This is a genomic window from Microvirga thermotolerans, from assembly GCF_009363855.1.
In the GTDB taxonomy this organism is placed as follows: Bacteria; Pseudomonadota; Alphaproteobacteria; order Rhizobiales; family Beijerinckiaceae; genus Microvirga; species Microvirga thermotolerans.
The window spans coordinates 1,996,521-2,020,544 of the sequence record NZ_CP045423.1 but is presented as its reverse complement, the minus strand read 5'-3'; the positions used below and the strand labels follow the sequence as shown (position 1 = coordinate 2,020,544).

General features: G+C 67.7%; 19 protein-coding genes. All 19 read right to left on the bottom strand.

The window, feature by feature from the left end:
• Window positions 1-22: 22 nt before the first annotated feature.
• On the bottom strand, window positions 23-1,102 hold the full coding sequence (gene lpxD, locus GDR74_RS09350) for a UDP-3-O-(3-hydroxymyristoyl)glucosamine N-acyltransferase (RefSeq protein WP_152586058.1): 1,080 nt from the start codon (window positions 1,100-1,102) through the stop codon (window positions 23-25).
• A 46-nt stretch (window positions 1,103-1,148) separates the two neighbouring features.
• Entirely contained in the window at window positions 1,149-3,539 is a 2,391-nt protein-coding gene (gene bamA, locus GDR74_RS09345) for an outer membrane protein assembly factor BamA (protein ID WP_152586057.1), read from the bottom strand.
• Between the two features lie 166 nt (window positions 3,540-3,705).
• Window positions 3,706-4,869, bottom strand: a complete 1,164-nt coding sequence (gene rseP / locus GDR74_RS09340; RefSeq protein ID WP_152587715.1) for an RIP metalloprotease RseP — start codon at window positions 4,867-4,869, stop codon at window positions 3,706-3,708.
• A 42-nt stretch (window positions 4,870-4,911) separates the two neighbouring features.
• Window positions 4,912-6,072 carry a 1-deoxy-D-xylulose-5-phosphate reductoisomerase gene (dxr, locus tag GDR74_RS09335; protein ID WP_152586056.1) on the bottom strand — a complete coding sequence of 387 codons (1,161 nt, stop codon included), beginning with the start codon at window positions 6,070-6,072 and terminating at the stop codon, window positions 4,912-4,914.
• 5 nt (window positions 6,073-6,077) lie between these two features.
• Window positions 6,078-6,935: a phosphatidate cytidylyltransferase gene (locus GDR74_RS09330; protein ID WP_152586055.1), complete on the bottom strand. Its 858-nt coding sequence runs from the start codon at window positions 6,933-6,935 to the stop codon at window positions 6,078-6,080.
• 2 nt (window positions 6,936-6,937) lie between these two features.
• Complete coding sequence (locus GDR74_RS09325) at window positions 6,938-7,705, bottom strand: isoprenyl transferase (RefSeq protein ID WP_152586054.1); 768 nt, start codon at window positions 7,703-7,705, stop codon at window positions 6,938-6,940.
• Between the two features lie 25 nt (window positions 7,706-7,730).
• Window positions 7,731-8,291, bottom strand: a complete 561-nt coding sequence (gene frr / locus GDR74_RS09320) for a ribosome recycling factor (RefSeq protein WP_152586053.1) — start codon at window positions 8,289-8,291, stop codon at window positions 7,731-7,733.
• Window positions 8,292-8,349: 58 nt separating this feature from the next.
• Window positions 8,350-9,063: a UMP kinase gene (gene pyrH / locus GDR74_RS09315; protein WP_194164496.1), complete on the bottom strand. Its 714-nt coding sequence runs from the start codon at window positions 9,061-9,063 to the stop codon at window positions 8,350-8,352.
• Between the two features lie 130 nt (window positions 9,064-9,193).
• Window positions 9,194-10,123, bottom strand: a complete 930-nt coding sequence (gene tsf, locus GDR74_RS09310) for a translation elongation factor Ts (protein WP_152586051.1) — start codon at window positions 10,121-10,123, stop codon at window positions 9,194-9,196.
• A 105-nt stretch (window positions 10,124-10,228) separates the two neighbouring features.
• Entirely contained in the window at window positions 10,229-11,242 is a 1,014-nt protein-coding gene (locus GDR74_RS09305; protein ID WP_152586050.1) for a 30S ribosomal protein S2, read from the bottom strand.
• 204 nt (window positions 11,243-11,446) lie between these two features.
• A complete protein-coding gene (gene dnaE / locus GDR74_RS09300) occupies window positions 11,447-14,917 on the bottom strand; it encodes a DNA polymerase III subunit alpha (protein ID WP_152586049.1) in 3,471 nt (1,156 codons plus the stop codon).
• 691 nt (window positions 14,918-15,608) lie between these two features.
• Window positions 15,609-16,304, bottom strand: coding sequence for an ABC transporter ATP-binding protein (locus GDR74_RS09295; RefSeq protein WP_152586048.1), 696 nt, complete (start codon window positions 16,302-16,304; stop codon window positions 15,609-15,611).
• A 3-nt stretch (window positions 16,305-16,307) separates the two neighbouring features.
• Window positions 16,308-17,582: a lipoprotein-releasing ABC transporter permease subunit gene (locus GDR74_RS09290; RefSeq protein WP_152586047.1), complete on the bottom strand. Its 1,275-nt coding sequence runs from the start codon at window positions 17,580-17,582 to the stop codon at window positions 16,308-16,310.
• 7 nt (window positions 17,583-17,589) lie between these two features.
• Entirely contained in the window at window positions 17,590-18,918 is a 1,329-nt protein-coding gene (gene proS, locus GDR74_RS09285) for a proline--tRNA ligase (RefSeq protein ID WP_152586046.1), read from the bottom strand.
• A 389-nt stretch (window positions 18,919-19,307) separates the two neighbouring features.
• On the bottom strand, window positions 19,308-19,643 hold the full coding sequence (locus GDR74_RS09280; RefSeq protein WP_152586045.1) for a DUF1467 family protein: 336 nt from the start codon (window positions 19,641-19,643) through the stop codon (window positions 19,308-19,310).
• 9 nt (window positions 19,644-19,652) lie between these two features.
• Window positions 19,653-20,057 (bottom strand): methylmalonyl-CoA epimerase, encoded by a 405-nt coding sequence (mce, locus tag GDR74_RS09275; RefSeq protein WP_152586044.1) that lies wholly within the window; start codon window positions 20,055-20,057, stop codon window positions 19,653-19,655.
• Between the two features lie 27 nt (window positions 20,058-20,084).
• Window positions 20,085-21,758: a ribonuclease J gene (locus tag GDR74_RS09270; RefSeq protein ID WP_152586043.1), complete on the bottom strand. Its 1,674-nt coding sequence runs from the start codon at window positions 21,756-21,758 to the stop codon at window positions 20,085-20,087.
• A gap of 3 nt (window positions 21,759-21,761) precedes the next feature.
• A complete protein-coding gene (locus tag GDR74_RS09265; RefSeq protein ID WP_246179322.1) occupies window positions 21,762-22,580 on the bottom strand; it encodes a biotin--[acetyl-CoA-carboxylase] ligase in 819 nt (272 codons plus the stop codon).
• A 1-nt stretch (window position 22,581) separates the two neighbouring features.
• Window positions 22,582-24,021: an NADH-quinone oxidoreductase subunit NuoN gene (gene nuoN / locus GDR74_RS09260; RefSeq protein WP_152586042.1), complete on the bottom strand. Its 1,440-nt coding sequence runs from the start codon at window positions 24,019-24,021 to the stop codon at window positions 22,582-22,584.
• Between the last annotated feature and the right edge of the window lie 3 nt (window positions 24,022-24,024).

Sequence of the window (24,024 nt, the reverse complement as noted above, 5' to 3'; positions counted from 1 at the left end):
ACTCCGGGGCTCTCGAGCGTCTTCAGGCCGAGGAAGACGGACCGTCGTTGGTGGCGGAATCGCCGGAATCGCTCTTGGATGCAAGCTTTTTCAGGGCGGCGATCTCGCGGAACCACTCCCGCACGGGGCGGGCGGGGATGCCGCCCCAGCGGGCGCCGGCGGGAACGTCGTCGTTGACCCCGCTCGTGGCCGCGATCTGGGCGCCCATGCCGATGCGCAGGTGCCCCTTGACCGCCACCTGGCCGCCCAGGGCCACGTAGTCCTCGATGGTGGTGGAGCCGGCGATGCCGACCTGGGCGACGATCACGCAGTGGCGGCCGATCACCACGTTGTGGGCGATCTGGACGAGGTTGTCGATCTTCGTCCCCTCCCCGATCACCGTGTCGCGGCTCGCGCCCCGGTCCACCGTGGTGTTGGCGCCGATCTCCACGTCGTCCTGGATGATGACCCGCCCGACCTGCGGCACCTTCAGATGTCCCTGGGGGCCCATGGCGAATCCGAACCCGTCCTGCCCGATGCGCACGCCCGGATGGAGGATGACCCGGTTGCCGAGGAAGGCGTGGGAAACGGACACATGGGAACCGATGGCGCAGTCCCGCCCGATCTTCACATGCGCGCCGATCACTGCGTGGGCACCCACCAGGGTGCCGGCGCCGATCTCGGCATGCGGCCCGATCACGGCCCCTGGGTCGACCTTCACCCCGTGCTCGAGGCGCGCCGTCGGGTGAACGAAGGAGCCCGGCGAGATTCCCGTCGCGGCGAAGGCGGATTCGGGCCGCATCGCGCTGGGGAAGAAGAGCGCCAGGACCTGCGCGAAGACCCGGTAGGCCTGGGGCGTCACGAGCGCGACGGTGTGTGCGGGGACCTTCGCGGCAAAGCGCGTCGTCACCAGGCAGGCTCCGGCCTTCGTGCGGCTCAGGGCCTCCCCGTAGGCCGCGTTGTCCATGTAGGCAATGTCGCCGGGACCGGCCGTCTCGAGCGGTGCCGCGCCACGAAGCAAAAGCTCCCCGTCGGCACCGTCGGGGAGCGTGACATGGGCCAACTCCGCCACCTGACGCAACGTGAGCGTCCGGCTCTGCGGGAAGAAGTTCAAATCTGTCATGAAAAAGAAGCGAGGGCGCCGCGCGGGCGCCCTCCCCGGTTCGTGATTAGAAGCGCGTGCCGCCGGAGAAGCGGAAGGCCTGGGTGCGGTCGCCGCCGATCTTCACCCCGTTCGCCGTCGGGACGCCCTCGTCCTTCGAGAGCGCGATGGCGTAGTCGAAGCGGATCGGGCCGAGCGGCGAGGTCCACAGGATCGAGGCGCCCACGGAGGAGCGGATCTTGTGGCTGTCGCGGACCAGGATGCACTCCTGCGCCACCGTCGAGGTCTGGGCGCAGCCCAGCGTCGGCGAGTAGCCCTCGATAAAGCCGTTTCCGTTCGTGTCGAATGTGGTCGGGCCCTTGTATCCGAACAGCGTGCCGGCATCGGCGAAGACGGCACCCTTGAGGCCGAGCTCGCGCGGGAGGCCGAAGATCGGGAACTGCACCTCGAGCGACCCGCCGAAGTAGGTGGTGCCGCCGATGGCGTTGGCGTTCACGTCGTAGCTCGAGATGTCGCGCGGGCCGATGCCGTTGGTGGCGAAGCCGCGCACCAGGGTCGGGCCGAGGAAGAACTGGTCGACGATGCGCAGATCGCCGCCGCCGGCGCCGCGGTCCCTGTTCTCGTTGCCGAAGCCGATGATGTGGCCGCCCTGGACGCGGGCGATACCGACGATGTCCTCCCACAGCTCCTTGTAGTAGCGCAGGTCGCCCGTGGCGCGGAAGTAGCGGGAGTCGCCGCCGAGACCGGCGAAATCGGTCTTCACCTCGCCGTAGAAGCCGTTGCGCGGGTCCTTCGTGCTGTCGAGGGTGTTGTAGTTGAAGGTCAGGCCCGCAAGCGAGGTCAGGGTCTTGCCCTGCGATTCCTTGATCGCGAGCGAGGCCTCGCCGTTGCCTTCGCAGAAGAAGCGGTTCGGCGTGCCGTTCGCATTGAGCGTGGTGTAGCCCGGGATCGGCTCGGAGCAGTCGTTGTAGGGCTGCTTGAGGTCGTTCGGGATCTTCAGGTCCTGCTGGAACAGCGAGTAACGCAGGGTCAGCGTGAACTCTTCGGTGAAGGGCAGGCCCAGGCGCAGCTGGCCGCCGGTCACGCGGTTCTCGTAGCGGGCGTACTTGGTCTGGTCGCTGAACTTCGAGAACAGGTCGATGCCCGCCGACATGCGGTAGCCGAGGAAGTACGGCTCCGTGAAGGAGAAGTCGACGCCGTTGGTGCGCTGGCCGAGCTGGCCCGCCACGCGGACGAACTGGCCGCGGCCGAGGAAGTTCGTCTCGGTGACCGCCACCTCGCCGATGATGCCGTCGGCGGTGGAGTAGCCGCCCGAGATCGAGAACGAGCCGGTCGACTGATCCTCGACGTCCACGTTCACGACCACCCGGTCGGGCGCGGAGCCCGGCTCGTTGGAGATGCGGACCGTCTTGAAGTAGCCGAGGTTGTTCAGGCGGCGCTCAGCCCGGTCGATGAGGACGCGGTTGTAGGGATCGCCTTCGCCGAGATCGAACTCGCGGCGGATGACGTAGTCGCGGGTGCGGGTGTTGCCGCGGACGTTGATCCGCTCGATGTAGACCCGCGGCCCCTCCTCGATCACGTAGGAGAGGTTGATGGTCTGGGTGGCCGGATCGCGGGTCGCCACGGGACGGACCTGGGCGAAGGGATAGCCGCGGCGCGCGATGTCCCGCGTCATGTCCTGCAGGGAGCGCTGCACGGCGTCGGCGTTATAGGTGGAGCCGGCGGAGGTCGAGAGGTCGCCGCGCACGGATTCCACGGGAATCTCGGGAATGCGGGAATCGACGTTGACGCTGCCGACCCGGTACTGCGGCCCCTCGTCCACCGAGATGGTCACTACGTAGCCGCCGGCATTGGGGTCGAACTGCACGTCGCTGGAGACGACGCGGAAGTCCGCATAACCGTTCTTGAGGTAGTAGCGGCGGATGAGCTCGAGGTCGTTCGCGAGGCGGGCCGGGTCGTAGACGTCGGTGCTCTTGAGGAAGCTGAGGATGTTCGACTCGGTCGTCGTCATGACGCTGCGCAGGCGGCTGGACGAGACCTGGCTGTTCCCGACGAAGCGAATCTCCTTCACGCCCGTCTTGTCGCCCTCGACGATGGTGTAGACGATGTCCACGCGGCCGTTGGGCAGGTCGACGATGCGCGGGGTCACCTGGGCCAGGCTGCGGCCCGACCGGCGGTACACCTCGAGGATCCGCTGGACATCGGCATCGACCGTGCGCTGGTCGTACGGGGCGCGGGCCCGGGCCTGAAGCTCGCCCTCGATGAGGGCCTTCTCCACGCGCTTGTTGCCCTCGATCACCACCCGGTTGACGATCGGCCCCTGGGCGACGGAGGCCCGACGGCTGCTCTGCTGGGCGAAGGCGGTGTCGGCGGCAGTGATTCCGGCAATCATCGCGCTGACGGCGATCATGGCGGTGGCGGCCGGTTTCCTCCGGCGTGGCGTGGTCGTCGACATCATCAACTGGCCCGTCTCTTTATCTTTTGTCCTACAGCGGATCACTCCGCGGGCTGGGTACGCAGGGCCCCAACCTTATCGGTGTGATCCGCTTGTACAAACTTTCGCCGTCATTGCAAACGGCGCTTTCCCCAACACAGTAGCATTTTTGCCCTGCGTGGCGTCCTTGTCACGTTCCGCGAGCCAGAAAACTTGTGCCAAGGTGAACAATGTCGTTCCAGGTTGCGAAAAGCATAAGCATCGCAACGATTGCGAAGCCGATCCGGAAGCCGATTTCCTGGGCCTTCTCGCTCAGGGGCCGGCCGCGAACGGCCTCGATGGCGTAGAACAGAAGGTGTCCGCCATCGAGCAACGGAATTGGAAAAAGGTTAATGAGACCGATCGAGACGGACATGAAGCCGATCAGGCTGATGAGGCTCGCGACCCCGCCCACGTCGAAGGCGGTGCCCGACGCCCTGGCGATTCCGATGGGGCCGGAGAGCTGATCGGTCGATTCCCAGCCCAGGACGAGACGGCGCATGAAGTTGAGGGTCCGCTCCACCAGGTTCCAGGTCTCCACGGCGCCCGCCTTCAGGGCTCCGAGGGGGGTATACGAGATCCGCTTGATGGCGGCGGGATCCCGGGAGGCCTCGACGCCGAGCAGGCCGATGCGCTGCTTGCCGAAGGGCGTCGACCGTTCGACGAAGTTGGGCGTGGCGGTGAGCGTCACGGTCTGCCCGCCCCTGTCCACCGCGAAGGTCAGGGCCTCGCCCGCGCTGGAGCTGACCAGCAGCTGCATGTCGGCGAAGGTCTCGATCTGGCGCCCGTCGATGGACAGGATGAGGTCCTTGGGCTGGAACCCGGCCTTCTCGGCGGCGCTGCCCGGCTGCACCGCCTCAATGCGCGGCTCCAGCACCTGCCGGCCGCCCACATAGTTGAAGGCGGCGAAGATCGCGATGGCGAGCAGGAAATTGGCGATCGGACCTGCCGCAACGATAGCCGCGCGCTTCAGGACATTCTGGTGGGGAAAACTCACCGCGCGCTCGGCGGCGCTCATGTGGCCGAGCTGATCCCGGTTGGGGACGCTGGCCGCGTTGAGATCGCCGACGAACTTGACGTAACCGCCCAGGGGAATCGCCGAGATCTTCCAGCGCGTGCCGTGCCGGTCGGTCCAGCCGAAGATCTCGCGCCCGAAACCGACGGAGAACGCCGTGACCCCCACGCCGCAGCGGCGCCCCACCCAGAAGTGGCCGAACTCGTGCACGAAGACGACCACCGTGAGCACGACCAGGAACGAGATGATGGTCAGAAGAAAGGAGCCTGTCGCTCCCGTGATCGTCGCCAGAAAGTCCATCGTCATCCCTTTCCCATCGCTCGAGCCGCGACCGTCGCGGCCTCAGGCGGGGACGAGCCGCCGCGCCGCCTCACGGGCCTCCTCGTCGATCGCTAGCGCTTCCGCTATGGTTGCCGGTGCCGTCAGATTTCTTCCAGAAAAGATTGAACAAACCGTCTCAACCTTTTCCGAAATTGCATAAAATCCTATCCTCCCACCCATGAAGGCCGCGACGGCGATCTCATTGGCGGCGTTGAGGACGGTCGGCATCGCACCTCCGGCACGAAGCGCAGCCCTGGCCAGCGCGAGACACGGAAAGCGCGTCTCGTCGGCCTCTTCGAAGCTTAAACGTCCAATAGAGGCAAGATCGAGACGGGGCAGCGCCATCGCAAGGCGCTCACGGTGACGCAGGGCGTTGGCGATGGGAACCTTCATGTCCGGCAGGGCCAGGCCCGCCGTGACGGCGCCGTCCGTCCACTGCACCAGGCCGTGAACGATGGCCTCCGGATGGACGAGCACGTCGAGACGGTCCGCTCCCAGCCCGAAAAGGTGATGGGCTTCAATCAGTTCGAGCCCTTTGTTCATCAGGGTCGCGGAATCGATGTTGATCTTCGAGCCCATGGACCAGACCGGATGCGCGGAGGCCTCGGCCACGCTCGCCCGGGCGATGCGCTCCCGGCTCCAGGTCCGGAAGGGGCCGCCGGTCGCCGTGATCGTCACCTTCTCCACGTCGCCGATCCGCCCGGCCGCAAGGGCCTGGTCGAGGGCATTGTGCTCGGAATCGACGGGCATGATCTCTGCCCCCAGGCGTCGCGCCTCGGCCATGAAGGCCTCGCCCGCGCAGACGAGGCTCTCCTTGTTGGCGAGGGCGATGCGCCGCCCGGCCCTGAGGGCCGCCCGGGTCGGGCGCAGACCGGCGGTGCCGCTGATCGCCGCGAGAACCACGTCCGCGTCCCGCTCGGCGGCCTCCGTCACGGCCGAGATCCCCGCGCCCGAGCCGATTCCGGAGCCGGCCAGCGCCTCCTTCAGGGCCGGCCCGCCCCGCTCGTCCGCGAGAGCGGCAAAGCGCGCGCCGAGCCTGATCGCGACCTTGGCGAGGGCCTCGGCGTCGCGGCCTCCGACCACCGCCTCCACGCGCAGCTCCTCGCGGTGGGCGAGTACCACCTCCGCCGTGGAGCGGCCGATCGAGCCCGTAGCGCCGAGAATGGTGAGGGTGCGTGTCATCGGTGTCAGGTTGCCAGTCGAACGGTCAGGAGGACGGCGCCGAGGATCAGGGAGACGGCCCAGAACCCGTCCAGGCGGTCCATCACGCCGCCGTGGCCTGGGATGAGGTGGCTCGAATCCTTCACGTCGCAGTGCCGCTTGAGGGCCGATTCCCCCAGGTCGCCGAGCTGGCTCGCCACGGAGGCGACGATGGAGAGGAGCACGGTGTTGCGCAGGCTGAAGGGCTGGATCCACCCGAAGCGCTGGGAGACCCACACCACGAGGAACCCCCCGAGCGTTCCGGCCACGAGGCCGCCCGCGAAGCCCGACCAGGTCTTCTTGGGGCTCACCCGCGGCCACAGCTTCGGCCCGCCGAGCCGCCTGCCGGTGAAATAGGCCGCGATGTCCGTGGCCCAGACCACGGCGAACATCCAGAGGAGCCCGACGAGGCCGAGATAGGGATGCTCGCGGACGATGGGCGGCACGAGCACGATGACCGCCCCGTAGGCGAAGCCGCCGACGGCCCAGAGCTTTCCTTGCCCTCCCCGCGCAAGGGCCGCTCCCAGGACGGCGGTCGCGACGAGGACGGCAGTGCCCGCGGCGAGGGACAGGCCGTTCAGGAGGGCGAAGGTCAGCGCGGCGAGGCCGAGGCCCAGGGCCGCCTGCACGGGGCGGCGCGGCTCCACCCGGGTCATGTTGGTCCATTCCACCATCATGGCGATGCCGGCAGCGAGCCAGAACAGGGCGAAAGCCCAGCCGCCCTCCCAGGCCACGGCCAGGGCGAGAGGAATCAGCACCACCGCCGAGGCGACCCGCTTCGCAAGCTCGCTGCGGGGTTTCCCGGCGGGATCCGGGGAAGGAGGCGCACCCTCGTCCGGCGCCATCGTCACACCGCCCTGGCGCTGAGGCCGCCGAAGCGGCGTTCGCGCTTGAAATATTCGTCGAGAGCGGCGCGGAAGGTCGCCTCGTCGAAATCGGGCCAGAAATCCGGGATGAAGACGAACTCCGAATAGGCTGTCTGCCAAGTGAGGAAATTCGAGACCCGCTGCTCGCCGGAGGTGCGGATCACCAGATCCGGGTCGGGAATGCCGGCGGTGTCGAGATGGGCCTCCAGGGCCGCCGCGTCGATGGCCTCGGGGTCAAGGCCCCCTTCCCGGACCTTGCGGGCCAAGGCCTGCACGGCGCGGACGATCTCCTGGCGGCCGCCGTAGTTGAAGGCGATCACCAGGGTCAGGCCCGTGTTGCCCTGGGTCAGCTGCTCGGCCTCGTCCAGCAGGGGGCGGATGTCGGGTGCCAGACCTTCCCGCGCACCGATGATGCGGACGCGGACGTTGCCGGCGTGGAGATCGGCGAGGTCGTGCCTGACGAAGCGCTTGAGGAGCCCCATCAGGTCGGACACCTCCTGGGCGGGGCGGCGCCAGTTCTCGGCGGAGAAGCTGTAGAGCGTCAGGTAGCGGATTCCCAGGTCGCCCGCCGTGCGGACGGCGCGCCGGATCGCCTCGACGCCCCGGCGGTGGCCCTCGAAGCGGGGCAGGCCGCGCCGGGCCGCCCAGCGTCCGTTGCCGTCCATGATGATCGCGACATGCGCAGGCATTCCCTCCCCCACACCTTCGCCGGGAAGGGCCGCAACCGTACGCTTCGCTTCTCCGCTCATGGGTCCATCCATGCCGCCTGAGGGGTCAGACGTGCATGATCTCCTTTTCCTTGGCGTTCAGGAGCGTGTCGACCTCGGCGACGAAGTGATCGGTCGCCTTCTGGACCTGGTCGCCCTGCCGCTTGGCGTCGTCCTCGCCGATATGGCCGTCCTTCTCGAGCTTCTTCAGGAGGTCGAGACCGTCGCGGCGCACGTGGCGGATCGCGATCCGCGCCTCCTCGGCGTACTTGTGGGCGACCTTCACCATCTCCTTGCGGCGCTGCTCGTTCATCTCCGGGATGCGCAGGCGGATGACCTGACCCTCCGTCTGCGGGTTGAGGCCGAGATCGGAATCGCGAATGGCCTTCTCGACGGCTCCGACCATGCCCCGGTCCCACACCTGGACGCTGAGGAGCCGCGGCTCGGGCACGCTCACGGTCGCGACCTGGGCGATCGGCATCAGGGAGCCGTAGGCGTCGACCTGGATCGGGTCGAGAAGGCTGGGCGAGGCGCGGCCGGTCCGAAGGCTGCCGAGGTCGTGCTTGAACGCGTTGATCGCGCCCTGCATGCGGCGCTTCACGTCTTCGAGGTCAAAAGTCGTTGCCATCGTATCTGATCCCAAACTCAAACTGACTCAACGGGCTTACGCTTCCCTGAGGGTTGCATCAAGGGGCGACCACGGTCGAGCGCACCTCCCCCTTGAGGATCGCCGTGACCGAGCTCGGCGGGTGGACCGAGCCGACGATGATCGGAAGGCGGCTTTCCCGCGCGAGGGCGAAGGCGGCGGTGTCCATCACCTTGAGGTCCTTGGCGATGGCCTCGTCGTGGGTCAGTCGGTCGAAGCGGACGGCGGCGGGATCCTTCTTCGGATCGGCGGAATAGACTCCGTCCACCTGGGTCGCCTTCAGCACCGCGTCGCAGCGAAGCTCCGCCGCCCGGAGCACCGCCGCCGTGTCGGTGGTGAAGAAGGGGTTGCCCGTTCCCCCGGCGAGGACCACCACCTGGCCCTTGTCCAGATGGTGCAGGGCCGGCTGGCGGGCGTAGGTCTCGCAGATGGTGGGCATCGAGACCGCCGCCATGGTCCGCGCGGTCACCCCCGCGGCGTTCAGGGCGGTCTCGATGGCGAGGGAGTTCATGACCGTGCCGAGCATGCCCATGGAATCGGCCGTCGGGCGGTCGATCCAGCCGGCGGCGCTCATCCGCGCGCCGCGGATGATGTTGCCGCCGCCGATCACGAGGGCGATTTCGAACCCGGCGCGGGTGGCCTCGGCCAGGTCCTCGGCCAGGCCGGAGAGGATCTGAGGATCGAGCCAGTAGCCGTCGGGAGCCATCAGGGCCTCGCCGGAAAGCTTCACCAGGATGCGCCGGAATCTCGTCACTGCCAGACCTCTCTTTCTTGTGGATGGAACGCTCCCTCCGGAAGCGATGCCCCTTCCGTTGAGTGAAGCATTCTCGGGCTCTCATGAAAACGGCGGCTGAAGAGCCGCCGTTCGAGGAGAGACAGAGGCCTCAGGCTTTCACCCCGGCCGCCGCGGCCACTTCCGCCGCGAAATCGGGAGCTTCCTCCTTCTCGATGCCCTCGCCGAGGGCGAAGCGGATGAAGCCCTTCAGGGCGACGGGCTTGCCGGCCTTGGATTCGGCTTCCTTGAGGACCTGGGCGACGGATTTCGAGGGGTCGTGCACGAAGGACTGCTCGAGGAGCGTGACCTCCTTGTAGTAGCTCTTCAGGCCGCTCTCGACGATCTTCTGCATCACGTGGTCGGGCTTGCCGGCGTTCTTCTCGCGCAGGATCGCGCTTTCGCGCTCCACGGTGGCCGGATCGATGCCCGAGGCGTCGACCGCGATCGGGTTCGTCGCCGCGACATGCATCGCGATCTGGCGTCCGAGCGCGCTCAGGACCTCAACGTCACCCTCCGACTCCAGCGCCACGAGGACGCCGATCTTGCCGAGCCCCTCGCTGACCGCATTGTGCACGTAGGATGCGATGACGCCCTTGGAGACCGTGAGCTTCGCGACGCGGCGCAGGGTCATGTTCTCGCCGATGGTGGCGATGAGCTCCTGGAGGCGGTCCTTCACGGTGACCTGCGAGCCCGGGAAGTGAGCGGCCTCGAGGGACTCGATGGTGCCGTCGCCCATGAGGGCGATCTTGGCGGCCTCGCGGGCGAAGGCCTGGAAGCCGTCGTTGCGGGCGACGAAGTCGGTCTCGGAATTGACCTCGAGGATCGCGGCGGCGTGACCGGAGGACTCGACGGCGACGAGACCCTCGGCGGCGACGCGGCCGGCCTTCTTGGCGGCCTTCGACAGGCCCTTCTTGCGCAGCCAGTCGACGGCAGCCTCGATGTCGCCGTTGGTCTCGGCGAGAGCGGTCTTGCAATCCATCATGCCGGCGCTGGTCTTGTCGCGCAGCTCCTTCACCATCGCAGCGGTAATGTTCGCCATGGCTCGTCCTTTCGCAGGTTCGTACATAGAGGGAGCCCGGCGTCCAGAGAACGCCGGGCTGATCGGTCACGGTCTCTTGGCGCCGGGAGCGGCGCCGGGCAGGCCTCAGGCCGCCTCGAACGCCGAACGGGCCTGGTTGATCCAGCCGTCGCGGTCGATACGACCGTTCAGCTTCAGTTCCTTGTCGAGCTGCTCGACATCCGCCGGCTTCATGGCGGCGATCTGCCAGTAGTGGAAGATGCCGGCCTCGTTGAGCTTCTTCTCGAGCTGCGGACCGACGCCGGTCAGCTTGGTCAGGTCGTCCGGGGCGCCGCGGGGCGCGGCCAGGCGCTCGAACTGCTCGTCAATGCCCGTGGCGCCGGCGTCGTCGGCCGGAAGCTCCTCGACCAGCGGGCTCTCGGACTCGCCCACGTCGATGCCCATGGCGCTCGCGCTGCGGGAGATGCCGTCGAGGGCGGCGCGGGAGACCAGCTCGCAGTAGAGGGAGATCGCGCGGCCGGCATCGTCATTGGCCGGAACCGGGAAGGTGATGCCGTCCGGATCGCAGTTGGTGTCGACGATGGCGGCCACCGGGATCCCGAGGCGCTTGGCCTCCTGGATCGCGAGCTGCTCCTTGTTGGTGTCGATCACGAAGATCAGGTCGGGAACGCCGCCCATGTCCTTGATGCCGCCGAGGGCGCGCTCGAGCTTCTCCTTCTCGCGGGAGAGCATGAGGCGCTCCTTCTTGGTGAGGCCCTGGGCGCCGCCGGCGAGGATCTCGTCCACCTTGCGCAGGCGCTGGATGGACTGGGAGATCGTCTTCCAGTTGGTCAGCATGCCGCCGAGCCAGCGGGAGTTCACGTAGTACTGGGCCGAGCGCTTGGCCGCCTCGGCCACCGCGTCGGCGGCCTGGCGCTTCGTGCCGACGAAGAGCACGCGGCCGCCCTTGGCCACCGTGTCGCTGACGGCCTGGAGGGCGCGGTGCATCATGGGCACCGTCTGAGCCAGGTCGATGATGTGGATGTTGTTGCGGGTGCCGAAGATGTACTGAGCCATCTTCGGGTTCCAGCGGTGGGCCTGGTGGCCAAAGTGGGCGCCAGCTTCCAGCAGCTGACGCATCGAGAAATCGGGAAGCGCCATTTCTTTTCTCCGGTTAAGCCTCCGCGGAAGAGTGGACCGGCTCAAGCCGGCCACCGGGATACCTCATGGGCTCACGAGGTTGATTCCGCGTGTGGGATAGGCGCGCATATAGGGGGTCGGGGGTGGAAATGCAAGCGGAAGAGTGGGTTCGCCCGCCTTCCGGAGCGGCTTGGACCGGCCCGGTCCTGCGTCTGCGGCCCGATGCTAGTTAATGTGCACGTCCACCACCCCCGGCACGGCGCGGATCGCGCCTGCGACCTGGGGGGTTGCCATGTACCTGCCGGGGAGCTTGACCTCCACCTCCCGGTCGCCGTCGTCGAGGATGAGGACCAGGGAGACCTCCCCCTCCCCCTTGGCCCGCAGGCGCTCCTGGACGCTGGCGATGGGGCGCTCGTCGCGCAGGAAGATCCGCATGCCCTTCTGGTGCTTGGCGATGGCCTCCTCCAGGAGCTCGGCCATGCCTATCCTCGCCCTCACCTCCTCGCCCTCGACCCCGGCCTGGAGCATCAGGACCACGGCGTTGCCGGGCTCCAGGATGTCGCGCAGGCGCTGCAAGCCTTCCGAGAAGACGATGGCCTCGAACTGCCCGGTCTGATCCGACAGGGTGATGATTCCCATCTTGTTGCCGGTCTTCGTCCGGCGCTCCTGGCGGTCGAGGACCGTGGCGGCGACGCGGCCCACGGAATTGCCCGCCTTCACCGAGCGGCTGAAGTCGGCCCAGCTCTGGACGCGCAGCTTCTTGAGGAGGTCGCCGTACTCGTCGAGCGGGTGGCCCGAGAGGAAGAAGCCCACCGCGTCGTATTCCTTCTGCAGCTTCACCGCCGCGGGCCACGGCTCGTAGGAGGACACGCGCAGGGGCACGTCCGCCGAGGCGACGCCGCCGAACATGTCGGTCATGCCGCCGTTCGCCGCCTCGTGGCACTGCTGGGCGAGGCTCATCATGGCGTCCACCGCGGCGCAGGCCCTGGCCCGGTCGGGCTCGATCTCGTCGAAGGCGCCGGCGGCGATCAGGTTCTCGAGAGTACGCTTGTTGAGCATGCGCGGATTGATGCGCCGCGCGAAGTCCGCAAGGCTCTCGAACGGCCTGTCGCCCCGCGCCTCCACGACAGCCTCGATGGCCTGGCGGCCCACCCCCTTCACGGCGGCGAGCGCATAGAGAATCGCCCCGTTCCCGTCCGCGTCGTACTTCACGTCGAAGACCACGCCGGAGCGGTTGATGGACGGCGGCTCGACCCGGATGCCGAGGCGCTGCGCCTCGCGCCGGAATTCCGACAGCTTGTCCGTGTTGTCGAGGTCGAGCGTCATGGACGCGGCCAGGAACTCGACCGGATGGTTGGCCTTCAGATAGGCCGTCTGGAACGCGACGAGGGCATAGGCGGCGGCGTGGCTCTTGTTGAAGCCGTAGTCGGCGAATTTCGCGAGGAGGTCGAAGATCTCGTTCGCCTTGGCCCTGTCGAGCCCGCCCTGCGCGGCGCCGGTGAGGAAGCGCTCCCGCTGGGCGTCCATCTCGGCCTTGATCTTCTTGCCCATGGCGCGGCGCAGCAGGTCGGCGTCGCCGAGCGAGTAGCCGGCGAGCACCTTGGCGACCTCCATCACCTGCTCCTGGTAGACGATGATGCCGAAGGTCTCCTTGAGGATCGGCTCGAGCTTCTCGTGGGGATACCAGTCCTTCTTGTTGTGCTCGTCCTTGCCGAGCTTGCGGGCGCAGTAGACGGGGATGTTCGCCATCGGGCCCGGACGGTAGAGGGCGACGAGGGCGATGATGTCCTCGAAGCGGTCGGTCTCCATCTCGACGAGAGCCTTACGCATGCCCGCCGATTCCACCTGGAACACGCCGACCGTCTCGCCCCGGCGCAGCATCTCGTAGGTCTTCCGGTCGTCGAGGGGCAGCGCCGAGAGATCGATCTCGATGCCCTTGCGACGGATGAGGTCGACCGCCGTGCGCAGCACGGTCAGGGTCTTGAGGCCGAGGAAGTCGAACTTCACCAGGCCCGCCTGCTCCACCCACTTCATGTTGAACTGGGTCACGCGCATCCCGGTCTTCGGGTCTCGGTAGAGCGGCACCAGTTCCTGGAGCGGGCGGTCGCCGATCACCACGCCCGCGGCGTGGGTGGAGGCGTGGCGGTGCAGGCCCTCGAGCTTCTGCGCGATGTCGAGCATGCGCTTGACGACCGGCTCCTCCTCGATGGCCGCCTGGAGCCTCGGCTCCCCCTCGATGGCCTGCGCGAGGGTCACGGGATTGGCCGGGTTCTGCGGCACGAGCTTGGTGAGCTTGTCCACCTGGCCGTAGGGCATCTCCAGCACCCGGCCGACGTCGCGCATGACGCCGCGGGCGAGCAGGGTGCCGAAGGTGATGATCTGCGCGACCTGCTCCTCGCCGTAACGCCGCTGCACGTACTCGATGACGCGTTCGCGCCCCTCCACGCAGAAGTCGATGTCGAAGTCGGGCATCGAGACGCGCTCGGGATTGAGGAAGCGCTCGAAGAGCAGGCTGAACCGCAGGGGGTCCAGGTCGGTGATGGTGAGCGCATAGGCCACGAGGGAGCCCGCGCCGGAGCCGCGCCCCGGCCCGACCGGGATGTTGTGGTCCTTCGCCCACTTGATGAAGTCCGACACGATCAGGAAGTAGCCGGGGAACTTCATCTTCCGGATGATGCCGATCTCGTAGGCGAGGCGGTCGCGGTAATCCTGCTCGGTCAGGCCCGGCGCCGGGCCGTGCGCGGCGAGGCGCTTGGCGAGCCCCTCCTCCGCCTGGCGCTGCAGTTCCTCGCCCTCGTCCAGGGCGGCGGCATCGGGCCCGATGCCGAAACTCGGCAGGATGGGCTTGCGCGTCCGCACGCGCGTCGAGCAGCGCATGGCGATCTCGACGCTGGCCTGGAGCGCGTCGGGAAGGTCCGCGAACAGCTCCATCATCTGCCGGCGCGTCTTGAAGTAATGCTCCGGGGAGAGACGGCGGCGGTTGTCGTCGGAGACGATCCGCCCCTCGGCGATGGCGAGCAGGGCGTCGTGCGCCTCGTAGTCGCCCGGCGCGGAAAAGAACGGCTCGTTGGCGGCGACGACGGGAAGGCCGTTGCGGTCCGCGAGGCCGATCAGGGCCGGCTCCACCATCCGCTCCTCGTCGAGGCCGTGGCGCTGGATCTCCACGTAGAGCTGGTGGCCGAAGGCGTCCTTGAGGATGTCGAGCCGCGCCTGGGCGAGTTCCTCCCGCCCGGTGCGCAGCGCCGAATCGAGCGGTCCGGTGAAGCCGCCGGTCAGCGCGATCAGCCCCTCGCCGTGGCGGGCGAGGTCGGGAGCCGTCACCCGGGGCGGCTCGCCGAGCGGCACGCCGAAATAGGCGTGGCTCACGAGGCGCATGAGGTTGCGGTAGCCCTCGTCGGTCTGCGCCAGCAGCACGACGCTGGCGGGCTGGGGCACGATCCGCGCCACCGGGTCCGGCTCCTCGAAGCAGACCGAGAGCTGCACGCCGGCGATGGGCTGGATGCCGGCCCCGGCGAGCTTCTCCGAGAACTCCAGGGCGCCGAACAGGTTGTTGGTGTCGGTGAGCGCGAGCGCCGGCTGCCGGTCCGCGGCGGCGAGCTTGGCGAGCTGCGCGATCTTCAGGGCCCCCTCGAGCAGAGAATACGAGGAATGCACGTGCAGATGCACGAAGCCGATGTCGTGAAGGACGCGCGCCATGAAACCCAACTCGGAAACCGAACTCGACCGGGCGCGTATTGTGGCACGATTCTCCTCACCCGAACCTTGCCGCGGACGTCGTTCCTGTGAATCCCGCGTCAGGCCAACGGGGTGAAGGCCAGGGCCCACAGGGCGATCGCGGATCCGAACATGGCGAGGGACGCGATTTCGGCCGCCGTCTCGAGAATGATGCGAAGCATGATGACCTCCGTGTTCCTGATAGGTTCATCATTGTTCGGTGTATGTTCTGTGTAAAGGCGTGGATATTGCTGCCCTTCCGGGTGAGTCAACGGAGTCTTAACGGAAGGGCACGTGGCTCGAGGTCGACCGGATGGAGGTTTCGACGGGTCTGACCGCATCCTTCCCGCAATCCCGGCACTCCCGGCAGGCGCCGCCCTGCCCTCTCCCCCCTTGCGAGGGAGAGTTGGAGAGGGAGTGGGCGCGCCTCGTTTCGCAATCGTGGCGCTGCCCCCGCGCCCTGACCCTCCTCCTCGCAAGTCGGGTGTTCCCGACTTGCGCAGCGAGAGGGCCGATCCCTGGAGCACCTCCGGAGACGGCCATGACGATAAGCGGGGGATGGCGGGGAGCGACGGAACAGGCCTGCGCGAGCCTGACGGCGGAGTGCGGGGTGGCGGAGAGGCTCCGGAAGGGCACCTTCTTCGAGACGGCGGCTGGGCTGGGCCGTCCCCGCTCAGGGCAGCTGCACGATCCGCCCGTCGCGGATGGTCACGCGCCGGTCCATCCGGGCCGCGAGGTCGAGGTTGTGCGTGGCGATGAGCGCCGCGAGCTTGGACGCGCGGACGATGGAGACGAGGGTCTGGAAGACCCGGTCGGAGGTGTTCGGGTCGAGGTTTCCCGTCGGCTCGTCCGCCAGGAGCAGGCGCGGCGCATTGGCGACCGCGCGGGCGATGGCGACCCGCTGCTGCTCGCCGCCGGACAGTTCGCCGGGCCGATGGTCGAGGCGCTTGCCGAGCCCGAGGAAGGTCAGGATCTGCTTGGCCCGCTCCTTCGCCTCGTCCCTCCTCAGGCCGCGGATGAGCTGGGGCAGCACGACGTTCTCGAGGGCGGAGAATTCCGGCAGGAGGTGATGGAACTGGTAGACGAAGCCGAGCTCCTCGCGCCGCAGGCGGGTGCGCTCCGCATCGCTCATGGCGGCCGTCGGGCGCCCGCCGACGAAGACCTCGCCCCCGTCGGGCTTCTCCAGCAGTCCGGCCACGTGGAGCAGGGTCGACTTGCCGGTTCCCGACGGGGCGATGAGCGCGACGATCTCGCCGGGCCAGATCGCAAGGTCCGCTCCCCGCAGCACCTCGAGGAACCCCTCCCCTTGCGGGTAGCGGCGCTCGACCTGCGAGAGATAGAGGGCGGGTTTGGTCTGGCCGGAGGACATGGCTCACCCGTAGCGCAGCGCCTCGACCGGATCGAGCTTTGCGGCGCGCCAGGAGGGATAGAGGGTTGCGAGCAGGGACAGGACCATCGCCATGACGAGAATGGTGGCCACTTCCGTCGGGTTCACGTCCGCGGGCAGGCGGCTGAGGAAGTAGAGCTCCGCCGGGAACAGGTTCGTGTTGGTGAGATAGGAGATGAAATTGCGGATGCTCTCCACGTTGAGAGCCAGCACGAGGCCCAGCGCGAATCCGGCGATGGTCCCCACGATGCCGATGGATGCGCCCGTGATGAGGAAGACCCGCATCACCGCCCCCCGCGTGGCGCCCATGGTGCGCAGGATCGCGATGTCGCTGGACTTGTCCTTCACCAGCATGATGAGGCCGGAGATGATGTTGAGGGCCGCCACGAGCACGATGAGGGTCAGGATCAGGAACATCACGTTCCGCTCCACCTCCAGCGCCCCGAAGAAGGTGCGGTTTCGCTGCCGCCAGTCCGTCATGAGGATCGGCCGGGCGGCGGCCTCCTCGATGGCGGCGCGGGCCTCGTCGACCTTGTCCGCATTGTCGAGGTAGACCTCGATGAGCTGAACGTCGTTCGGCCGGTTGAAGTAGCTCTGCGCCTCGTTGAGCGGCATGTAGACGAAGCTCGCGTCGAATTCCGACATGCCGATCTCGAACACCGCCTTGACCGGGTAGCCCTTGATGCGCGGTGCGGTTCCGAAAGGCGTGGAGGCGCCGCGCGGGGTGATGAGGGTGAGGGTGTCGCCCGCCTGGATGGAGAGCGCCTCGGCGAGCCTGCGCCCGATGGCGACCCCGCCGTCCTGGTCGAAGTTCTCCAGGGTGCCCTGCCGGAGATTGTTGGCGATGTGGGCGATGTTGCGCAGGTCCTCGCCGCGAATGCCGCGCACCAGCACGCCGCTGCCGCCGTACTGCGACGAGCCGAAGGCCTGTCCTTCGATGATCGGCAGCGCCCGCTTCACCCCGGGCGCGGCGGCGATGCGCCTCGTGACCTCCTCGTAGTCGGTGAGCGGGGTCTCGATGGGCGCGACGAAGATATGGCCGTTGATGCCGACGATCTTGTCGAGGAGCTCCTTGCGGAACCCGTTCATGACGGAGAGCACGACGATCAGCGTCGCGACGCCGAGCATGATGCCGAGAAAGGAGAAGCCTGCAATGACGGAGACGAAGCCCTCCCGCCGCCGCGTGCGCAGGTAGCGCGCGGCAAGCATCCATTCGAAGAGCGAGAACGGCTTCGTTCCGGATTGCGCTGCCTTGGCCATCGCGTCCTTAGGGGCGGCCTGCGAGCCGCGCGATCACGCCGTCGAGCGGGAGCAGCTCGCGCTCGCCCGTCGCACGGCGCTTGAGTTCGACCTTCCCCTCGGCGAGACCCTTCGGCCCCACCAGGATCTGCCACGGGATGCCGATGAGGTCCGCCGTGGCGAACTTGCCGCCGGGGCGCTCGTCGCGGTCGTCGTAGAGCACGTCGTAGCCCGCAGCGGCGAGCTGGCGGTAGAGGCCGTCGCAGGCTTCGTCCGTGGCCGCGTCCCCGCTCTTCAGGTTGAGGAGCGCGATGTCGAAGGGTGCCACGGCCTCGGGCCAGACGATGCCGTTCTCGTCGTGGCTGGCCTCGATGATCGCCGCGATGAGCCGGCTCGGGCCGATGCCGTAGGAGCCCATGTGGACCTCGTGCTCCTGCCCGTCGGGCCCCATCACCTTCGCCCCCATCGGCGCCGAGTACTTGGTGCCGAAGTAGAAGATGTGGCCGACCTCGATGCCGCGGGCCGACATCCGTTTGTCCGCCGGCACCTGGGCGAATCCGGCCTCGTCGTGCATCTCGGAGGTGGCGGCGTAGAGCGAGGTCCACTTGTCGACGGCGCTCTGCAGGCCGGCGACGTTGTCGAAATCGGTCGTCTCCGGAGGGATCGGGAAGTCGAGGTAGTCCGCGTGGCAGAACACCTCGCTCTCGCCCGTGGAGGCGAGAATGATGAATTCGTGGCTCAGGTCGCCGCCGATCGGCCCCGTATCGGCCCGCATCGGGATCGCCTTCAGGCCCAAGCGCGCGAAGGTGCGCAGATACGCCACGAACATCTTGTTGTAGGAGTGGCGCGCCCCGGCCTGGTCGATGTCGAAGGAATAGGCGTCCTTCATCAGGAACTCGCGGGAGCGCATCACGCCGAAGCGCGGGCGCACCTCGTCCCGGAACTTCCACTGGATATGGTAGAGGTTGAGGGGCAGGTCCTTGTAGGAGCGCACGTAGGCCCGGAAGATCTCCGTGATCATCTCCTCGTTGGTCGGGCCGAAGAGCATCTCGCGCTCGTGGCGGTCCTGGATGCGCAGCATCTCCTTGCCGTAGGCGTCGTAGCGTCCGGATTCGCGCCACAGGTCGGCTGACTGGATCGTCGGCATCAGCAGCTCGATGGCGCCGGAGCGGTTCTGCTCCTCGCGGACGATCGCGTTGACCTTGTTGAGCACCTTCAGCCCCAGCGGCAGCCACGCATAGATGCCGGCCGCCTCCTGGCGGATCATGCCGGCGCGCAGCATGAGGCGGTGGGACACGATCTCCGCCTCTTTCGGCGTCTCGCGGAGGATGGGCAGGAAGTAGCGGCTCAAACGCATGGAACGCCTTCAGGATCGTTCGGACAGGTGGACGGGTGACGACTCGTTCTCAGCACACAACAGCGCCCCTCGGCAAAAGACAAGCTGTCTTCGCCGGACGGAGGCGCCATCGCCCCCCTTATACGAAAGAGTAACGGGAATTGTGCCGAAAATTGCATCAGCCGCTGCCAAAAAAGGTGACATCCGTTTCGCAGGCGCCTATAAAACTGTTGCTACGTCTTTGCCTGTATAGGTCAGAGGTTGCGGTCCGAGTTTCGGGAGGAACAAGATCCTCGTGCGCCATGAGAGGCGACGGCACCAGAAGGCCAAGGATCAAACATTGCCAAAGGCAGTTCAAGCAAGGCGAAAGCCTTGCTTTTTTCTTTTGTCCGAACGGGCCGTGCCGGGCTTTACAGCCCCGAGAGCGGCAGGACGCCCGCCACGACCACGAGAACGACCGCAGAGACCAGGGTCGTCCACAGGGCCTTTTCCCGCAGCGCCGGAGCGGCCGGGGCGCCCGGCTCGCTGCCGCGGACGACCTCCCCGGCTTCCACCTGGCTGCGCACCCCGAAGGGCAGGACGGCGAAGAGCAGCGTCCACCAGATGATGAAATAGAGGGCGGTTCCTCCGGAGACCCTGAGACCGAAGAGGGAAACCACGACGGCGATGGCCAGGGCCGAGACCGCCACCACCGTGGCGGCGGTGGTCCAGAAGGATGCGGCGAGAAACTTAACCGTTTGGATCAATGCCTTGCCTCACGCTTGTTCGAGCTCGACGAGGGTCCCGAGGAAATCCTTGGGATGCAGGAACAGCACGGGCTTCCCGTGCGCTCCGATCTTCGGCTCGCCGGAGCCGAGCACCCGCGCCCCGTTTCGCACCAGCCTGTCCCGGGCGGCCCGAATGTCGTCGACCTCGTAGCAGACGTGGTGGATGCCCCCGTCCGGGTTGCGCTCCAGGAACCTGGCGATGGGAGATTCCGCTCCCAGGGGCTCCAGGAGCTCGATCTTGGTGTTGGGAAGCGTCACGAAGACCACCGTCACCCCGTGCTCGGGCAGCGCCTCGGGGGCGGAGACCTCGGCCCCCAGGGTTGTCCGATACACCTCGGACGCCGCCGCGAGATCGCGCACCGCGATGGCGACGTGGTTGAGACGGCCGATCATTCCCGCACCTCCTGTCGAAGCTTGTCCTTATACCTCGACGACGAGGACATGGCAGGCGGGCTTCTTGCCCCAGGCCGCATTGACGGCCGCCCGGACGCCCCTGTGGACGGCCTGCTCGACCGCCTCCGGGTCGCGCCGGCGGCCCTTGGGCATGCCGTCCAGCACGTCTCCCACCGTGTCGGCGATGAGGTCCAGCATGTTCTCGCCCTGCCGGTTCTTCTCCGGCAGGCCCATGGCGTCCACGATGGGATCGCCGGCCAGCTCGCCCTTGTCGTCGATGGCGATGGCGATGGTGACGATGCCGGCGAAGGCGAGCTTGCGCCGTTCCGGTAGGGCCCGCTCGCCGGCCTCGATCACGATGTTGCCGTCCCTGTAGAGGCGCCCGGCGGGAAGCCGGTCGACGATCTCCGCCGTTCCGGGCGCGAGGCGCACGAGGGTGCCGTTGCGGGCCTGGACCACCTCCTCGACCCCCTGCTTGCGGGCGAACTTCGCATGCTCGGCCAGATGCAGCGCCTCGCCGTGGGCTGGGATCGCGATGCGCGGCCGGGTCCAGCGGTACATCTGCGCGAGCTCCCCCCTGCGGGGGTGCCCCGAGACGTGGACCAGCTCCGAACGGTCCGTGACGACCTCGATGCCCTGCTCCACGAGGCTGTTGATGATGGCGCCGATTTCCCTCTCGTTCCCCGGGATGGCCCGCGACGAGAAGATGACCCTGTCCCCCTGCGAGAGGGCAATGTCTGGATGCTCGTCCTGCGCGATGCGGGCGAGCGCGGCGCGCGGTTCGCCCTGCGAGCCCGTGAGCAGCGCCACCACCTTGTCCCGGGGCAGGTAGCCGAAGGTGTCGGGCTTGCGGAATTCCGGCAGGCCGTCGAGATAGCCGCACTCCGTGGCCACGTCGATCACGCGTTCCATGGCGCGCCCGACGACGACCACCTCGCGCCCGCACTCGCGCGCCGCCTCCGCGACGGAGCGGATTCGGGCCACGTTCGACGCGAAGGTGGTGATCGCCACGCGATGGGGCGCATCCTTGATGAGGGTGGCGAGGTTCTTCGCCACATCGGCTTCGCTCGGGCTCTCGCCCTCGCGCACCACGTTCGTGGAATCGCAGACCAGCGCCAGAACGCCCTCGTCGCCGAGGGCCCGGAACGCCTCCTCCGAGGTCAGGCTGCCGAGATAGGGCGTCGGGTCGAGCTTCCAGTCGCCCGTATGCACCACGAGCCCCAGCGGGGTGCGGATAGCGAGCGCGTTCGATTCCGGGATCGAATGCGCCACGGGGACATACTCGACATCGAACGGGCCGGCCTTGATGCGCTGGCCCGGCGCGATCTCCTTGATCTCGATCTTCGGCGCGCCGGGCTCGGAGAGGCGCCGGGTCTCCAGAAGCCCGGCCGCGAAGCGGGTCGCATAGACCGGCGCGCGCAGGCGCGGCCACATTTCGACGAGGGCGCCGATATGGTCCTCGTGGGCATGGGTGATGAAGATGCCGAGGAGGTTGTGCCTCTCCTCCTCGATGAAGCGCAGGTCCGGATAGACCAGATCGATCCCCGGCAGGTGCTCCTCCCCGCCGAAGCCCATGCCGCAATCCACCAGGATCCATTGCCTGTCGAGCTCGGGGCCGAAGCCGTAGAGCGCGGCATTCATCCCGATCTCGCCCAAGCCTCCCAGGGGCAGGAATACCAGTTCGTCGTGAGAGGAAGCCATTCGTCAGGACCTTGTCGTGCCCGGTGAGGGGTTGTCTATATCGCGCTGCAAATGAGGAAAATAAAGATCGCCTGCATCGATGAGTTCCGTGCCGGCGGCCGTGGCGAGCCGCAGCCGCCCGGAGGCGTCGAGACCTTCGAAGCGCCCCTTCCTCGTCCCGGAGGGCAGCCGGACGCTGACCTCGGCACCGATCCCGGCGGCCCGTTCGAGCCACAGGCGGCGGATCGGCCCGAAGGGATCGGACGGGCTCAGGCGCGCGGCGGACTGCCAGGCGCCGAGCGTGCGGGCGAAGGCGGCCGAGAGAGCGGCGAACACGTCCTCCCGCCGCAGATCCGGCTTGAGGGTGCGAAGCGCCGTGGCGGGATACGGCGTGCCCTGCGGCGCGAAGGCGACGTTCACGCCGATTCCGATGACGATGGCGAGGGAGCCGCCGACGCGATGCCCTTCGAGGAGGAGGCCGGACACCTTCGCGCCGTCCAGGAGCAGGTCGTTCGGCCACTTGAGGGCGAGGCGCGGATGGCCGACGCCCGTCGTCTCCTCGACGGCCTCGTGGAGGGAGAGGCCGGCCACGAAGCCGAGCTGCGGCGCGAGGGCCGCCGTGCAGGGGTCGATCAGCAGAAGGCTGGCATAGAGGTTGCCGGAGGGCGACGACCACTGACGGCCGTGGCGCCCCCTCCCCGCCCGCTGCTCGGCGGAGACGATCCAGAGCCTTCCGGGATCGCCGCCCCGCGCCGCGGCGAGCGCATCGTCGTTGGTCGAGCCCGTCGCCTCGAGCGAGAGCAGCCTGTAGCCGGCGGTCTCGGCCTCGCGCGACAGGCGCACGTCAGAACAGGGACCTGGCGGCCGCCACCGCAGCGGCGTTCAGCGGCGCCGGAACCAGCACGTAGAGGACCACGAAGATGCTAGAGAGGCCCAGCACGAGCTTCACGCCGGCCGGCATGGCATCGTAGCGCTCGCCGGGCTCGTCGAAGTACATGACCTTGACGATGCGCAGGTAATAGTAGGCGCCGATCACGCTCGTCACCACGCCGATAACCGCAAGCGCCACGAGGTTCGCCTTGATGGCGGCGTTGAAGACCGCGAACTTGGCGAAGAACCCGGCCAGGGGCGGAATGCCCGCGAGCGAGAACATCATCATGGCCAGGCAGAAGGCCAGGACCGGGTGGGTGCGCGCGATGCCGGAAAGGTCGTCGATCCGCTCGAACATCACGTTGCCGCGGCGCATCCCCAGGATCACCGCAAAGGTGCCCAGCGTCATGGCGAGGTAGATCACCATGTAGATCACTACGCCCTGGACGCCCTCGGGCGTGCCGGCGGCAAGCCCGATCAGCGCGTAACCCACGTTGCCGATGGAGGAATAGGCCATCAGGCGCTTGATGTTGCGCTGGCCGATGGCGGCGAAGGAGCCGAGCGCCATGGACGCGATGGAGATGAAGACGATGATCTGCTGCCACTGCCCGAGGATGCCGGGGAAGGCATAGACGAAGACGCGGACCGCCATCGCCATGCCGGCCATCTTGGGAGCGGCGGCGAAGAAGGCCGTCACGGGAGTCGGCGAGCCTTCGTAGACGTCGGGCGTCCACATGTGGAACGGCACGGCCGAGATCTTGAAGGCAATGCCCGCCGCCACGAAGACGAGGCCGAAGATGAGGCCGCTGCTCACGCTGCCGTGGAGGGAGGCCGCGATGGTCGGGAAGGAGACCGTGCCGGTGAAGCCGTAAACCAGCGACGCGCCGTAGAGAAGCATGCCCGAGGACAGGGAGCCGAGCACGAAATACTTCAGGCCGGCCTCGGTGGAACGCACGTTGTCGCGGTCGAAGGCGGCGATCACGTAGGACGAGAGGCTCAGGAGCTCAAGGCCCAGGTAGAGCGCGATGAGATCGTTCGCAGAGATCACCATCAGCATGCCGATGGTCGAGAGAACGATCAGGATCGGGTACTCGAAGCGGGCGATGCCCTCGCGCCGCATGTAGTCCATGGACAGGATCACGCCGCCCGCCGAGGCGATCAGGGTCAGCGCCTTCATGAACTTCGCGAAGGAGTCCACCACGAAGGAGCCGCCCATGGTCTCCGTTCGGGCGGACGGCAGCATGAGCACGGCGACGAAGGCCAGCGCCAGCAGCACCAGGGCCACGACGTTCATGGTCCCGGTCGAGCGCTCGCCGCGCAGGGCGCCGAACAGGACCAGGACGAGGGCTCCGGCCGCCAGGATGATCTCCGGCAGCGCGGGTCCGAGGGCGGGAAAGGCGAGGACGGTATTCATCGT